The 15,360-nt window shown below is 65.8% G+C and carries 13 protein-coding genes and 1 pseudogene; 7 read left to right on the forward strand and 7 right to left on the reverse strand.

Going from position 1 to position 15,360, the window contains the following annotated elements:
* Positions 1-2 precede the first annotated feature (2 nt).
* Positions 3-395 carry a type II toxin-antitoxin system death-on-curing family toxin gene (locus ACHMWQ_RS23160; protein ID WP_396309275.1) on the reverse strand — a complete coding sequence of 131 codons (393 nt, stop codon included), beginning with the start codon at positions 393-395 and terminating at the stop codon, positions 3-5.
* Complete coding sequence (locus ACHMWQ_RS23165) at positions 392-616, reverse strand: AbrB/MazE/SpoVT family DNA-binding domain-containing protein (RefSeq protein WP_266330218.1); 225 nt, start codon at positions 614-616, stop codon at positions 392-394. The genes ACHMWQ_RS23160 and ACHMWQ_RS23165 overlap by 4 nt, the downstream gene beginning before the upstream one ends.
* A gap of 223 nt (positions 617-839) precedes the next feature.
* Here ACHMWQ_RS23165 and ACHMWQ_RS23170 point away from each other — a divergent pair.
* A pseudogene (locus ACHMWQ_RS23170) lies at positions 840-2,739 on the forward strand (ABC transporter ATP-binding protein).
* Between the two features lie 153 nt (positions 2,740-2,892).
* Here the strand turns inward: ACHMWQ_RS23170 and ACHMWQ_RS23175 are convergent.
* The gene (locus tag ACHMWQ_RS23175) at positions 2,893-3,720 is read right to left on the reverse strand and encodes an oxidoreductase (RefSeq protein ID WP_396309276.1); all 828 of its coding nucleotides are present in this window, start codon (positions 3,718-3,720) and stop codon (positions 2,893-2,895) included.
* A gap of 76 nt (positions 3,721-3,796) precedes the next feature.
* Between ACHMWQ_RS23175 and ACHMWQ_RS23180 the strand changes: the two genes are divergently transcribed.
* Entirely contained in the window at positions 3,797-4,729 is a 933-nt protein-coding gene (locus ACHMWQ_RS23180) for an AraC family transcriptional regulator N-terminal domain-containing protein (protein ID WP_396309277.1), read from the forward strand.
* Positions 4,730-4,866: 137 nt separating this feature from the next.
* Here ACHMWQ_RS23180 and ACHMWQ_RS23185 read toward each other — a convergent pair whose 3' ends face one another.
* A complete protein-coding gene (locus ACHMWQ_RS23185; protein ID WP_396309278.1) occupies positions 4,867-6,675 on the reverse strand; it encodes a M3 family oligoendopeptidase in 1,809 nt (602 codons plus the stop codon).
* A 245-nt stretch (positions 6,676-6,920) separates the two neighbouring features.
* On the opposite strand from ACHMWQ_RS23185, the gene ACHMWQ_RS23190 reads away from it, so the two are divergent.
* From ACHMWQ_RS23190 to ACHMWQ_RS23205, 4 genes are all read left to right on the forward strand, one after another.
* Positions 6,921-8,420, forward strand: a complete 1,500-nt coding sequence (locus ACHMWQ_RS23190) for a sigma-54-dependent transcriptional regulator (RefSeq protein WP_396309279.1) — start codon at positions 6,921-6,923, stop codon at positions 8,418-8,420.
* A gap of 55 nt (positions 8,421-8,475) precedes the next feature.
* On the forward strand, positions 8,476-10,203 hold the full coding sequence (locus ACHMWQ_RS23195) for a murein L,D-transpeptidase (RefSeq protein ID WP_396309280.1): 1,728 nt from the start codon (positions 8,476-8,478) through the stop codon (positions 10,201-10,203).
* A gap of 343 nt (positions 10,204-10,546) precedes the next feature.
* The gene (locus ACHMWQ_RS23200) at positions 10,547-12,247 is read left to right on the forward strand and encodes a DUF882 domain-containing protein (RefSeq protein ID WP_396309281.1); all 1,701 of its coding nucleotides are present in this window, start codon (positions 10,547-10,549) and stop codon (positions 12,245-12,247) included.
* 314 nt (positions 12,248-12,561) lie between these two features.
* Positions 12,562-12,735: a hypothetical protein gene (locus ACHMWQ_RS23205; protein WP_266330223.1), complete on the forward strand. Its 174-nt coding sequence runs from the start codon at positions 12,562-12,564 to the stop codon at positions 12,733-12,735.
* Positions 12,736-12,813: 78 nt separating this feature from the next.
* Here ACHMWQ_RS23205 and ACHMWQ_RS23210 read toward each other — a convergent pair whose 3' ends face one another.
* The 3 genes from ACHMWQ_RS23210 to ACHMWQ_RS23220 form a co-directional block, all read right to left on the reverse strand.
* Entirely contained in the window at positions 12,814-13,065 is a 252-nt protein-coding gene (locus tag ACHMWQ_RS23210; protein WP_266330224.1) for a DUF2312 domain-containing protein, read from the reverse strand.
* Between the two features lie 91 nt (positions 13,066-13,156).
* A complete protein-coding gene (locus ACHMWQ_RS23215) occupies positions 13,157-13,462 on the reverse strand; it encodes a DUF1244 domain-containing protein (protein WP_396309282.1) in 306 nt (101 codons plus the stop codon).
* Positions 13,463-13,523: 61 nt separating this feature from the next.
* Positions 13,524-14,348, reverse strand: coding sequence for an N-formylglutamate amidohydrolase (locus tag ACHMWQ_RS23220; protein WP_396309283.1), 825 nt, complete (start codon positions 14,346-14,348; stop codon positions 13,524-13,526).
* 67 nt (positions 14,349-14,415) lie between these two features.
* Between ACHMWQ_RS23220 and ACHMWQ_RS23225 the strand changes: the two genes are divergently transcribed.
* Positions 14,416-15,324, forward strand: a complete 909-nt coding sequence (locus ACHMWQ_RS23225) for a DMT family transporter (protein WP_396309284.1) — start codon at positions 14,416-14,418, stop codon at positions 15,322-15,324.
* The last annotated feature ends 36 nt before the right edge of the window (positions 15,325-15,360 follow it).

Consider the following 15,360-nt stretch of genomic DNA (forward strand, 5'->3'; position numbering starts at 1 on the left):
CGCTACTCGGTCGCTGGGGGAAGTCTCTCCCGAATCCAACGCGCGAGGTTTTCCTCGGAGATCTCGCCCGCGGCGAGCCCGAGAATGGCGAGCGTCGCCTCGGCGGGAGACGGCGCGAAACGCACATCGTTGAGACGCAGGAACAGCATCATCGCAACGAAGGCGGCGCGCTTGTTACCGTCGACAAAGGGATGGTTGCGCGCGATGCCGAACGCATAGGCCGCAGCCAGGCTGGCTAAATCGGTTCCGCCATATGCCAACTTGTTGCGAGGCCGGCCCAACGCCGATTCCAGCGCACCCGCGTCCCGTATCCCCGCCGGCCCTCCGAATTTGGCGATCTGCCGCTCATGCGCGACCAGCACCTCCTCCAGGGTGAGCCAGCGCGGCTCGCTCACTTCGCCAGTTCCCGCAGGGTATCGCGATATTCGTCCATGACGTCGTCGACGATGCGCATCGCCTTGTCGAATTCCGGATCGAAGGGCGAAAGGCGGATGGAGCCATCGGCATTTTCGGTCACGCTCAGCCATTGGCCCTGCTGCAGGTCGAGCCTCGTCAGCAGTTCCTTCGGCAAAATCAGACCGGTCGAATTGCCGATCTTCTTGATTTCAAGCTTCATGGCGCACACTCCAGTTATACAGAATGTACAACATTCATGACCAGATGGCCATCGCCGGTGCCGAAAAGTCACGGTCGGCCGGTTTCCACCCCCTCGACATTGCCCGGCGTGGCCCGCGCGATCATAGTGCCGGCTCGCCAAACGAGAGACCGGGAGCATCCGATGAGAACCCTCATGTCCAACCAGAAGGAAGCCTTTGAAAACCACCAGGACATGAGACTCTATGCTTATCCGTTCTCCGGAAATGCAGGCGCGCGACGACGCCGCTAGCGAAAGCGAACACTCCCCTCTTCCCGCTCCATCCGCTGCGAATGCCGAACGCGCCTTTCCGCGCGCGGCTTTGCTATCGGAAGATCCGACCGAGGCCTCGACGCCGCGGCTGACCCGCGCGCGGCTTGCCAAGCTGCTCGGCTACTACCGGCCCTATCTGCCGCTGCTGGCGCTTGACCTCGCCTGCGCCGTGCTGATCTCCGTGACGGCGCTGCTGCTGCCGCTCTGCGCCAACCATGTGACGCGCCTGCTGATCGGCGCGGACGATCCGTCGTCGACGCTACCCGCGATCTACGCCATGGGCGGGCTGATGCTGGCCCTGCTCGTCGTGCAGGCATTCGCGACCCTCTTCGTCGACTATCAGGGCCACATGATGGGCGCCAAGATGGAGGCGGCGCTCCGGCGCGAGCTCTTCGCCCACTGCCAGAAGCTTCTCCTTCCGCTTCTACGACCGCCAGCGCGTCGGCCAGCTGATGAGCCGCGTCACGCACGACCTGTTCGACGTGGGCGAGCTCTATCACCACGGCCCGGAGGACCTCGCCATCGCGGTCCTCAAGTTCGGCGGCGTGACAGCGATCCTGTTCACGCTCGACGTTCCGCTCGCCCTGATGATCCTCGCCTTCATTCCGCCGGCGGCCTTCTACGCGCTCTATTTCAACAACCGCGTCAATGCCGCCATGCTGCAGGTGAAGGAGCGCGTCGGCGGCGTCAGCGAGCGGGTCGAGGATTCCCTCGCCGGCATCCGCGTCGTGCAGTCCTTCGCCAACGAGGCGCTGGAGAACCAGCGCTTCGAAATTGCCAACCAGCGCTTTCTCGAAGGCCGGCGCATTGGCTATCGCAGCGAGGCGTTTCTTTGGTCGGGCACCACGGTGTTCCCGCAGATCGTGACGGTCATGGTGATCGTCGCCGGCGCGGTCCGGGTCGTTGAAGCGGGGCTCGGCGTTGCCGAACTGCTGACCTTCCTGCTCTGCGTCGGCGTGCTGATCGACCCGGTCGACCGTCTCGCCAACCTCGCCCGCCTCTGGCAGAGCGGCTTCACCGGCTTCGTGCGGGTGATGGAGATCTTCGAGACGGAGCCCGACATCCAGGATCGTCCCGGCGCGATCGCCCTCGGCCGCGCCCGCGGCGCGATCGCCTTCGAAAAGGTCGGATTCCGCTACGAGGAGGATGGCCCGCATGTGCTCCGCAACCTGTCGCTCTCGATCCGGCCGGGAGAGTTCGTGGCGCTCGTCGGTGCGTCCGGCGCGGGCAAGAGCTCGCTCTGTGCGCTGATCCCGCGCTTCTACGACGTGACGGAGGGGCGGATCCTCGTCGACGGCATCGACATCCGCGACATCCGGCTCGATGCGCTGCGGCGGAACATCGGCATCGTGCAGCAGGACGTCTACCTGTTTGCCGGCACGGTGATGGAGAACCTCCGCTACGGCCGGCCCGATGCCACCGATGCCGAGGTCGAGGCGGCGGCGCGGGCTGCCAACGCGCACGACTTCATCCTGGCGCTGCCGGACGGCTATGCCAGCGACATCGGCCAGCGCGGGGTGAAGCTCTCCGGCGGGCAGAAGCAGCGGCTGACCATCGCCCGCGCCATGCTGAAGGACGCACCGATCCTGATCTTCGACGAGGCGACCAGCGCGCTCGACAATGAGAGCGAACGGGCCGTGCAGCAGGCGCTGCTTACTTTGGCGCGCTCGCGCACGACGCTGGTCATCGCCCACCGCCTGTCGACCGTGCAGCGGGCCGACCGGATCCTCGTGCTGACCGAGTCGGGCATCGTCGAGGAAGGCAGCCACGAAGCGCTGATCACGGCGAACGGCGCCTATGCCCGGCTCTACCGGGCGCAGGCGAGTTTATAGCCAGCCTTCTCCGGGCTGCGCCAACATCCTGAGGGGCTTCGCGTCAGCGAAGCCTCTCAGGAGGATCCGGCGGGCGAGACAGTTCTCCGAGAGCCGGCAAGGCCAGGATCGCAAGCGTCGCCTCGGCCGCGCCCGCTCCATCCAGGCCGCGGCTTAACCGTCCGTGGACAGGGTGAGCTCCCGCCAGGTCTCGATTTCCTGCTGGAGGCGCTGGATTTTCGCCGACACCAGCCGGTAGGCGTCGCTGCCGAGCAGAAGTTGCGGCGGCGGATTGTCGGATTCGATTAAGGTCAGAACGGCTGCGGCCAGCTTTTCGGGATCGCCGAGTTGCTTGCCGCTGACGGCCCGCCGGGCCGCGCGTATCGGATCAAAAAGAGAATCGTAGTCCGCGATCGATCTTTCGGTGCGGACCATCGAGCGTCCGGCCCAGTCCGTCCGGAACGAACCAGGGCAAAGCGCCGTCACATGCACGCCAAACGGGGCCATTTCCGAGCGCATCACCTCCGAGATTCCCTGGAGGGCGAACTTGCTGCCGCAGTAATAGGCAATTCCGGGCATTGTGATCATGCCGCCCATCGAGGTGACGTTGACGATGAAGCCCCGGCGGCGCGACCGGAAGCCTGGAAGAAACGCCTTGGCGACGGCAACGGCGCCAAAAACGTTGACATCGAACTGTCGGCGCATCTCCTCGATTGGTGACTCCTCGATCACGCCCTCATGGCCGTAGCCGGCATTGTTAATCAGGACGTCGATGGGGCCATGTGCCGCCTCCGCCTCCTGGACAACATCCGGCAGGCGATCGAACTCCGTCACGTCGCAGAGAACAGAATGAACCTCGGGAAGAGCCTTGGCGAGCGTGGCGCGGGAGGCCTCGGAGCGTACGGATCCGATCACCGTGTGGCCCGCCTGGATTGCAGCCGCTGCGATCGCCAGACCGAAACCCGAATTGGCGCCGGTTATGAATAAGATCTTTGGTGACATGATCTGCCAACATCCTTGCTGGAGGGGATGGCTTGATCAATAGTATCGCGATATGGGTCTATCGATTGCACATTCTATGAATATCTTGCCAATTCCTATCAGAGACGGGGAAACACCATCCCGGCGAGACGCGCTGATGGCATTGGCGGATCGTCTCGCGCCGCGTCACGGATATAACCCGACAGCGCTCAGCGGCGTGCGCATCCTGCGCACCGAGGCCGTGCTGCAGGACATCCCGGTGCTCTACAAACCCGGCGCCGTGTTCGTGCTGCGCGGGAGCAAGCGAGGCATCCTCGAAGGCGAAGTCTTTCAATACGACGAGGACCATTACTTGGCCGTTTCGGTGCCGGTCCCCTTCCGGATGGATTCGGTCGCGAGCCCTGAGCGCCCGCTGATCGCGGTCTATGTAGAATTCGACATGCAATTGGCCGCCGAAATCGCCATGCAATTAGAGCGGCAGGCGGCGCTGAAGAGCGACAAGCCACGAGGTCTCGGTTCCAGTAGGATGGATGCCGATATCGAGGATGTGCTCCTACGCCTTCTGAAGGCGCTGGGCAGCCCAGCCGAAATCGGCGTCCTGGGGCCAGGTCTCCTGCGCGAGTTGCACTACCGGATGCTGATCGGTCCGCAAGGCGGCGCGATGATCGCGGCGGTTCGACAGAACGGCACCGCGGGAAAAGTCATACAAAGCGTGGCATGGCTGCGGGAAAACTACGGCTCTGAAATCTCGATCCTCGATCTGGCCAGAGCTGTCGGGATGAGCGTCCCCTCCTACCACGTCTACTTCAAGGAACTGACGGGTAGCAGTCCGATCCAGTACGTGAAGGAGATGCGGCTGCACGAGGCAAGATTGATGATCGCCAGCCAGGAAAGAACGATTGCGGAGGTCGCGATGTCGGTCGGCTATGCGAGCCCCGCCCAGTTCAGCCGGGATTTCAAGCGACATTTCGGGCGCACGGCGTCGGAAGAAGCAAAATGGGTCAGGCGCCATTTAGGCGAAATCGCCTGACTAGGGGGCTGGATCGTCCGCACAGCCGATCATGATTCCAGACGGAACGGGGCCAGGCTCCTAGCATCGTACCTCGAACAAAAAAAAGCCCGACGCCATGGCGCCGAGCTTTCCCGCTTAAGAGAGGATCGGAAGCCTCAGGCCTCCATCGCTTCCAGCTCGGAGATGAAGCCTTCGAGCACCGAAAGGCCCTTCTGCCAGAAGGACGGGTCCGTCGCATCGAGCCCGAACGGCGCCAGCAGTTCCGAGTGATGCTTGGTGCCGCCTGCCTTCAGCAGGTCGAAGTACTTCTCCTGGAAGCCGCTCTCCGACTGCCGGTAGACGGCATAGAGCGAGTTCACCAGGCAGTCGCCGAACGCATAGGCGTAAACGTAGAACGGCGAATGGATGAAGTGCGGGATGTAGGTCCAGAACGTCTCATAGCCGGAGCCGAGGCGGATCGCCGGGCCCAGGCTCTCCACCTGGACTTCCATCCAGATCGCGTTCAGCTGGTCGGAGGTCAGCTCGCCCTCGCGCCGGGCGATGTGGACCTTGCGCTCGAACGAATAGAAGGCGATCTGGCGCACGACCGTGTTGATCATGTCCTCGACCTTGGACGCCAACATCGCCTTGCGCTGGACCGGATCGGTCTGGCTGTCGAGCAGCGCGCGGAAGGTCAGCATCTCGCCGAACACGCTGGCGGTTTCGGCTAACGTCAGCGGCGTCGGCGCCATCAGCGCGCCCTGCGGTGCGGCCAGCACCTGGTGCACGCCATGGCCAAGCTCATGCGCCAGCGTCATCACGTCCCGCGTCTTGCCCTGGTAGTTGAGCAGGACATAGGGATGCACCGAGGGCACCGTCGGATGCGCGAAGGCGCCGGGCGACTTGCCCGGGCGCACGGGCGCGTCGATCCAGTTCTTGTCGAAGAATTCCTTGGCGATCTCGGCCATTTCCGGCGCGAAATCGCCATAGGCCGACAGCACGGTGTCGCGCGCCTCGGTCCAGGGAATCGTCCGGCCCGGCACCTTCGGCAGCGGCGCGTTGCGATCCCAATGGTCGAGCGCATCCTTGCCGAACCACTTGGCCTTGAGTTTGTAATAGCGGTGCGACAGGCGCGGATAGGCCTCGCGTACGGCCGCGACCAGCGCATCGACCACTTCCGGCTCGACCCGGTTGGCGAGGTGGCGGGAGGCCGCGACATCCTCGAAGCCGCGCCAGCGATCCGAGATTTCCTTGTCCTTGGCCAGCGTGTTGGTGACCAGGGTGAACAGGCGGATGTTTTCCCTGAAGGTCGCCGCCAGCGCATCGGACGCCGCCTTGCGCTTGGCCTCGTCCGGATCCTGCATCAGGTTCAGCGTCGGCTCGAGCGTCAGCTCCTCGCCGTTCACGTCGAAGCGGAGCGAGGCCATCGTCTCGTCGAACAGCCGGTTCCACGCGCCGCGGCCGGTGACCGACTTCTCGTGGAAGAGCTGCTCGACGCGATCCTCGAGCTGGTACGGCTTCTCCTTGCGGACATCCTCGATCCACGGCCGATAGTGCGCGAGCCTGGCATCCGCCTGCATCGCGGTCTCGAGCACGCTGTCCTCGATCCGGTTCAGCTCCAGCGTGAAGAACAGCAGATGCGTTCCGGCATCGGTGATCTTCTGCTGCACGTCGCCATAGAACTTTGCGCCGACCGGATCGGTGGTGTCGCCGGAATAGACGAGACCGGCATAGGAGATGATGCGGCCGAGCAATTCCTCCAGCGTCTCGCAGGCGACGATCGCCTCGACCAGGCCGCCATCGCGGGCGAGCGCTTCCAGCTTGCCCTTGTAGGCGGTCTCGAAGGCGACCGAATCGGTCTGCGCCCGGGCGAGGTCGGCGGCCAGCGCGGGCGAGTCCATGCCGGGATAGAGGTCGGCCAGATTCCACTCCGGCAGTGCGCCAAGCGCCGCATCGGCGGGCTGGGTGGCAAGAGCGGAGCTCATGTGAGCCGAGCTCTTCGGGATCGCATTGATGAAGGGCATGGAGGATCCGATAGCGCGAGAAAGATGGTCCATACTTAGGGGCCCACCCCCCTCTCGATCAACCCGCGTGATCGAACGGTGCGCATCGGCGCATCGGGGCCGCACGGGTAACAGGACGTTAACGCGACGATCCGATCATGGACCGACAGGCACCCTGGCGCCGCTCTGCGCCGTGCCGCTCTCATCCCGAAATTGCAAAGCGCCGCATGCCCGCCCAGATCCTCATCGTCGACGACGATCCCGCGCAAAGGCGGCTTCTGGAAGCGGCGGCCGTTGCGCTTGGCCTGGACGTCGTCGCGCTGTCGGACGGCCGCGCCGCGCTCGAGCGGCTGGCCGCGCCGGATGGCGGGCGCTTCGAGGCGATGATTCTCGATCTCGTCCTGCCCGAGCTCGACGGCATCGGTGTGCTGGAACGCCTGTCCCGAACCGGCCGGACGCTGCCGGTGATCGTCCAGGTGGCGCAGGGCGGCACCGACCAGGCCGCGAGCGCGATCCGCGCCGGCGCCACGGATTTCCTTGTCAAACCTGCCTCGCCCGAACGCATCGAAGTCTCGATCCGGAACGCGCTGCGTCTGGGCGCGCTGGAAAAGGAACTGGCGCGGAGCCGCCGCGCCGCCGGCGACACGCTCACATTCGACGATCTCGTGACGACAAGCCCGGCCATGGCCAGGGTCGTCCAGCTTGGCCTGCGCGCCGCGGGATCGCCGATGCCCATCCTGCTCGAAGGCGAGAGCGGCACCGGCAGGGAACGCATCGCCCGCGCCATCCATGGCAGCGGCGACCGCAAATCGAAGCCTTTCGTGGCCGTTTCCTGCGGCATGCTCGCTCCCGGCCTGCTGGATGCGACCCTGTTCGGCCTGCAGACGGGCCCCTCCGCCCGACATCCCGGCAAGCTGCAACAGGCCCAGGGCGGGACGCTGTTCCTCGATGGCATCGACGAACTGCCGCTCGACGTCCAGGCTCGCCTGCTGCGCGCGCTCCAGGAGGGAGAGATCGAGCCGGTCGGCGCCAAGCGCCCCCTCCGGATCGACATCCGCCTGATCGCCGCGACCGATCACGACCTGATCGACCGCATCCGGCAGGGGCAGTTTCGCGAGGACCTCTATTACCGCCTCAACGTCTTCCCGATCCGCGTGCCGCCCCTGCGCGACCGGCGGGAGGACATTCCGGACCTGGTCCAGCAATTCGCCGCCCGCTTCGCTTCCGAACAGGGCAAGCGCAGCTTACGCGGTATCGCGCCGGAAGCGCTGGACCTGCTGAGGTCGCAGGCCTGGCCCGGCAATGTCCGGCAGCTGGAAAACGCCGTCTTCCGCGCCGTCGCGTTGGCGGACGGCCCGATGCTCACGCCGGCCGATTTCCCGCAGATCGCCAGCCGCCACGAAGCCATCCCGAGCGCGCCGGTCGCGATCGAGAGCAACGCGGTGATCCCATTCGACCGGCCGCGTCTATCCGACGCGCCGCCAACCGCCCTGGCGCCACAGGGCGACGCTACGATCGCCGCCGTCGATGCCGGCGGCGACGTCCGGCCGCTGGCCGAGATCGAGGCGGAGGTGATCCGGCTGGCGCTCGATCGCTACCGTGGCCGCATGGCAACGGTGGCGCGGAAACTCGGCATTGGCCGCTCGACTCTCTATCGCAAACTCAAAGAACTCGGCATTGCCGAGACGGGCGAGAAATCCGGGGCCGGGAAGATTGCGGCAGAGTGACGTGGATCGCAGCGCGGTCCATGGAATTGATGTCTACAGGTGCCAGGCACCGACCGTGACGGTATCGCTCCGGTACGGCTCGAAAGGTTCGGAAGTCATGAAGGGTTCGGGCGAGATGATGTTCAAGGCGACGAAGACACTCCTGGCAGGCGCGGCGCTGATCGGGTTGTCGGTCGGCTCGGCCCATGCCTACCTGCCGGAAGGCAAGACGTTTCGCGAGCGCGCAGGCAGCGCCGCCAGCCTGACCCTGGCCGACGTCGCCAGCGATCCGGCCGCGCGCGCCCTGAAGGGCTTGCTCACCGCGCCGCAGGAAAAGCTCTCGTTCAACGACAAGCGCGACCGCGCCGCCATGGTCGAGTTCTATGCCGAGCGTGACTATCAGCCTGTCTGGATGGTCGAAGGCGTCTACACGCCGCAGGCGCGCCGGATCATGGACCGGATCGCGGCCGCCGCCGAAGACGGGCTCGACCCCGCCGCCTACAAGCTGCCGCCGGCGACCCTGGGCTCCAGCACCCCGGCCGGCCCGGACATCGCGGCCTCGGTCGACATGCTGCTCAGCAAGGCGGTCCTCACCTATGCCCGCCAGGCCTATGCGGGCCGGCTGGATCCGTCCTCGATCAGCAAGCTGATCACGCTGAAGCCGCTGCTGCCCGATCCGATCGAGGTGCTGACGACCGTCTCGACCGCCAGCGACGGCGCGGCGGCGATCGCCGGCTATAATCCGCAGCACGAGGGCTATCTGCGCCTGAAGCAGGCGCTCGCTACCGCGCGCGGCGGCGAGACCGCGACGGTTCATGCGCCGGTACCCGGCGGCAAGTCGATGAAGGTCGGCCTCTCCGATCCGCGCGTGCCGCTGCTGCGCGCCCGCTTCGACCTGCCGGCGCCGAGCGAGGCGCCCGAGGTCTATGACGAGACGCTGGCGCAGGCGGTGAAGAGCTTCCAGGCCGACAAGGGGCTGAAGGCGGATGGCATCGCCGGCAACGCCACGGTCGCCTTCATCAACGGCACGGGCAAGTCGAACACCGCGGAAATCATCGCCAATATGGAGCGCTGGCGCTGGATGCCGCGCGACCTCGGCGCCTTCCACATCATCGCGAACATCCCCGAATACAACGTTCGCGTGGTCGAGAACGGCAAGGTGATCCACACCACCCGCGCTGTGGTCGGCAAGATCACCAACCAGACCCCGGTCTTCTCCGACGCGATGGAATCGATCGTCGTCAATCCGAGCTGGAACGTCCCGGCTTCGATCACGATGAAGGAAATGCTGCCGGCGGTTCGGCGCGACCCGAGCTACATGTCGCGCAAGGGCTATCAGGTGCTGGCGAATGTCGATGGCAAGTTCCGCCCGGTCGATCCGCAGATGGTCGACTGGAGCAATGTCAACGCGCGCCAGATCATGATCCGTCAGCCGCCGGGCGATGACAATGCGCTGGGCAACGTCAAGTTCCTGTTCCCCAACGAGCACTCCGTCTACCTGCACGACACCCCGTCGAAGAGCTTTTTCAAGCGCGACGACCGCGCGCTCAGCCATGGCTGCGTCCGCGTCCAGGATCCCCTGGAATTCGCCGACGTGCTGCTGGCGCATCAGGGCGGATGGTCGCAGCAGCGCCTTCGCAAAATGGTCGGCGGCAAGGAAAAATGGATCAATCTGCCGAATCGGATCCCGATTCACCTGACCTATTTCACGGCTTTCGTCGACGATAATGGCGTTGTCCAGACCCGCCCGGACATTTACGGCTTCAACGCCAGGGTCGAAAAAGCGCTCGGCCTGCAGGGCTGAAATCGGCCCGGCGCCTTGGGTTGCAGGGCGCCGGCCCGCTGTTTCCGGCGATGAAATGTGCGAAACCGCGCTGGACGATGTCCTGCGCGGTTTTCTTTTTGCCCCTCAAATGCCACGATTGCCGCCGACTGTTGCGAAATGACAATGCCGTGATCGGCAGGTGAACCCCGGAAACGGGGTCCAAGAAAGGTCGATTACGGTAAATGCTGGTTAACTCTCTTCAAGCATTCTGCCCTTCACGGGGGCCCATTCCGGGCAAGGACGCAGAAGCACATTGATTAAGCAAACCGATCAGTTCGAGCGAGACCGGAGCCTGCTGCAGCGTTGCAGCACCGCTTTTCGCATGCTCCTCGCAACCACCGTCGTTGCCGGCTCAATGGTCGTCACGGCGCCCATCGATGATGCAGACGCCGCCGCGGGCGACCGCGCGCTCAAGCTGCACAACGCCCACACACAAGAGACGGCCACCATCGTCTTCAAGCGCAACGGCCGATACGACCCGGCCGGGCTGAAGCAGCTCAACGTGTTCCTGCGCGACTGGCGCAAGAACGAGCCGACGAAGATGGACCCGCAGCTCTTCGACCTGATCTGGGAAGTGTACCAGCAGGCCGGGTCGCGCGTGCCGATCACCGTCATCTGCGGCTATCGCTCGCCCGCGACCAACGGCATGCTCCGTTCGCGTTCCCGCGGCGTCGCCAAGCAGAGCCAGCACATGCTCGGCAAGGCGATGGATTTCTACATGCCGGACGTTCCGCTGGCCAAGCTCCGGGCCATCGGCCTGAAGATGCAGGTTGGCGGCGTCGGCTTCTACCCCACCTCCGGCTCGCCCTTCGTCCATATGGACACGGGCAGCGTCCGCCATTGGCCGAAGATGACGCGCGAACAGCTCGTGCGGATCTTCCCGAACGGCAAGACGCTGCATGTGCCGTCCGATGGCCGGCCGCTTCCCGGTTATGAGCAGGCGCTTGCTGCCTACAAGGCCCGCAAGGCCGGCGGCGGTTCGGTCATGATGGCCAGCGCCTCGCCGAGCAAGGGCAAGTCCTGGTTCAGCCGCCTGACCGGCAATGATTCCGCCGACGAGGACGATATCCCCGCCGTCGCGGCTCCGGTCGCGAAGCCGGGCAAGGCTCCGGCCGCGATGGAAGCCGATGCGGATGCCGTCCAGGTCGCGGCAGTAGCCAAGACGGACGAACCGGCAGCCGAGGAGGCCGTGCCGTTTGCAACGGCGTCCGCACCGCTGCCGCGCCCGGCCCCGAACCGCGAGGCCGAAGCCGTCGTCGTCGCAGCCGCCGATACCGAAGCCGTTGGCGCTTTCCCGCCGGCTCCGCGCCGTTCGCCGGTCGCCCGTCCCATCATGGCGATGGCCAGCGTCGCGCCGATCCCGCAGGCATCGCCTGTGCAGCCGGCGCCGGCCTATGGCAGCGGCATCACCGATACGCTCGCGGCGCTTGAAGCGACCAGCTCGGCCAGGGCCAACGCCCAGGTCGCCGGTCTGCGCAAGTCCGGCACCGCGGCGGACGCCATCGCCGAGGCCGTTGGCAAGGGCAAACCCTCCAGCGACGCGATGATGGCCTATGCCGCACCGCTGACCTTCGACGAAACCGCCGCGCCGCATATCGACGCCGCGACTGGCGCGATCGTCGCCGGCCACGCCGCCAAGACCGTCGCCAAGGCTTCGGTTACCGGCGGAGCCAAGCTCGCATCGCGTGGCAATGCCTCGGGATTGCAGGCCGCGGCGCCGGTGGTGGCCAACGATCCGCTGGCTCGCCTGACGCCGGTTGCCTATGAGGCTGCAACGATCGAACTGGTCACCCGCACCGGCTCGACCCGTCAGAAGCCCTACGCCAACCTGCAGATGCCGACGCCCTTCCTGATGCCGGAACTGTTCACGGCACCAGAGCGCTCGATCCGCCTCGGCTTTGGTCGCATCGCCTATGAAGGGCTCCGGACGGACCGCTTCGCCGGCCCGCTGGTCCATCACCTCGGCACGCAGGAATTCGCGCAGCTCGAGACGATCGGTCGGACGGCCTTCCTGAAGCGCTGACCGCCGGCAGGATTGCAGAAAACAAAAGCGCCGTAGCGACATGCTGCGGCGCTTTTTTATTGGCCGGATTCTGACCCCGCCGTCCGAGCGCGCCTGGACGAGCAGGATGAAGGACGGCCGAGCGGTTTTCGCATCAGCCTGCCCACGGCATGGACGGCCGCTGGGTACGGAATCGCTCAGGGAATCGGAGGGCTGGGACGCGGGCCGGCGCGGGGCTCGGCGAGCGGCGCGCTTCAAAACGGCGGACGGGACCTGTCGGCTGCCGCAAGGGGCTGATATAGGCTGTGGATCAGCCCTGAGAGGAAGCGCGCGCCATGACCGAGACGAACGATCGCTTCAAGAAGGCCCCGCGCAAGAAGGCGGCCCCGGTAAAGCGGGTATCGCTGTCGGCGGAGGCCCGCCAAGCCTATGAAGACCTGGTGCGGACGCGCGACGAGCGCGAGCGGGCCTATGGCCAGCACCTGCCGGCCGAGAACAAGGGCAAGTAGCCCCCCCATCGTCATGCCGGCCGGCGGCGCACGATCGGAGCAGCGCTCCGATCGACCCCGTCGGACGGATAGGCTGGATCAGACCATGCCGAGCGCGTTCTTGTAGAGTTCGAGGATCGCCTCTTGCTCTTCGCGCTCATTGGCGTCCTGCTTGCGCAGCGCGACGATCTTGCGCAGCGCCTTGGTGTCGTAGCCGTTGGCCTTCGCCTCGCCATAGACGTCCTTGATGTCGTCGGCGATCGCCTTCTTCTCTTCCTCGAGTCGCTCGATCCGCTCGACAATGGATCTGAGCTGGGCGGCGGCGACGCCCTGGACTTCGTCTTCAGCCATGGTGGGGAACCTCAAAAAAGTTTGGCGACAGGCGAGCGTGAGTGCCCGACTTAGCCGAATGGGTCAAGTCCACAAAGGACGTGCCGGTGCGTCAATGGTCCGGGCGATTGGCCGCGAAGGCCGCCTGCTGTTCCGCCGTCGCCTCGCGCTGGTTCAGCTTCTGCCACTCCGCATAGGGCATGCCGTAGACGATCTCGCGCGACTGCTCCTTGGAGAGTGCCACGCCCTTCGCCTCGGCGGCCTCACGATACCAGTTCGACAGGCAATTGCGGCAGAAGCCGGCAAGATTCATCAGGTCGATGTTCTGCACGTCGCTGCGCGTCCGCAGATGCTCGACCAAGCTGCGGAAGGCCGCCGCCTCGAGTTCGATCGTCGTTTGCGGGTCAAGTTGGGTCATGACAGCCTGCCTTCGAAAGTGAGGGACCCGAAGGTCCGTTGCCGGGGCTTGCCCGTTGCCGCTAGCGGGGGTCGGCGAGCGAGCCGTAGAATTCGACCTGGTGCGGCGCTTCGCCAACCTTGAGGTCGGTGAGCACCCCGGCCAGCCGATCGGCCCATTCGGCGACGCCGGCCGGATCAGCGATCAGGTCCTGGCGGATCTCGACCAGCGCATGCGCAAGCCCGCGCCGGGTCGCGTGGCGATAGAGCGTGTCGCCCTTCAGCGCCCCATGATAGGGCTCGTTGTCGCCAACGACGATGGCGGGATCGCGCGCCAGCCCCTCGATCAGCGGCCGGGCCAGCCGCGGGTCGGCATCCCACAGGATACCCGCATGCCAAGGACGCGGCCGCCCCTTCCAGAGCGGGGTGAAGCTGTGGATCGACAGGATCATCGGGATCCGCCCGGTGGCCATGCCGGCCTCGATCGTGTGGTTCACCGCATCGTCATAGGGCTGGTAGAAGCGCGCGATCCGGCGCTCGCGCTCCTCCCCGTCGATCCGCGCATTGCGCGGGATCACGGCGCCGTCCGAGAGCCGCATGATCAGGGTCGGGTCGTCGAGGCCGCGATTGGGGTCAATCAGCAGCCGGGAGAAATGCGACAGCACGGCCGGCACGCCGAAGCACGCGGCCAGCGCCCGCGTCAAGGCTTCCGCGCCGATGTCATAGGCGATGTGGCGCTCGAATTCGGAAGGCGGCAGGCCGAGCGAGTCATAGTCCGCCGGTACATGGCTGGAGGCATGGTCGCAAAGCAGGATCAATCCCGCGCCCGCATCCCCCGGGAGGATCTCGAAGGCGGCATCGGCAGGCACGGCTTCGGCAGCCGGCGTCGGATTTAAAGCATCGCGCATGGTTAAATCATAGTGACCCGGCCGGACGGCTGCCATAGGAATGTGCTGCCCTTCCCGCGAGATCGCCTTGCCCGCCGCTTCACCAACCCCGCCGCCACCCGCCTCCGTCGCCGCCTTCGCGATTCCCGCCCTCATCCTGGGCGCGATGGCGATGGGCATTTCGCCGATCTTCGTCCGCCTGACGGATGTCGGCCCCTTCGCCAGCGCCTTCTGGCGCGTCGGGGGAGCGTTGCCGCTTCTGCTCGCCTGGGCGCTGTTCGAAGCGCGCCGGTCCGGCGCACCGCTGAGCTCGATCTGGCGGATCGACGGCGCGATCCTGGTGGCCGGGGGACTGTTCGCCGGCGACCTGCTGTTCTGGCATCTGGCGATCCTGAAGACGAGCGTCGCCAACGCCACCTTCCTTGCCACCATGGCGCCGGTCTGGGTCGTGCTGGGCTCGGGCCTGCTGATCGGCGAAAAGGTGGGGCGCGGCGTGCTGGCCGGCCTCGCGCTGTGTCTGCTCGGCGCCACCTTCCTGATCGGAATGAGCTGGCGCATCCGCCCCGAACATCTCGACGGCGATCTCTACGGCGTCATCACCTCCTTCTTCTTCGGCTGCTATTTCCTGGCGGTCCGGGTAGCGCGCCGCCGATCCTCGGCCGGCAAGATCACCTTCCTGTCCACGCTGGTCACCAGCATCATCCTGCTCGCCGTAGCGCTGGCGACGGAGCCGCGCATCCTGCCCGATTCAGTCGAGAGTGCCGCTTCGCTCGCCGGCCTTGCCTTCATCAGCCATGCCGGCGGCCAGGGCATGCTCGCTTTCGCGCTCGGCCATCTGCCTGCCGCTTTTTCAGCGCTGGTAATCTTCTTGGAAGCGGTCGCCGCGGCCTTGGCCGGCTGGCTGTTTCTCGGCGAGGCCGTCTCGATGGCGCAGGCCATCGGCGGCGCCCTCATCCTCGCCGGCATCTTCATCGCCCGACCGCAACGCGGCGGTTGACGAAAAGGGTTTTAGCCATCATGCAGCCGCGTTTAT

The sequence above is a fragment of the Kaistia sp. UC242_56 genome, from assembly GCF_044452255.1.
Classification (GTDB): Bacteria; Pseudomonadota; Alphaproteobacteria; order Rhizobiales; family Kaistiaceae; genus Kaistia; species Kaistia defluvii_A.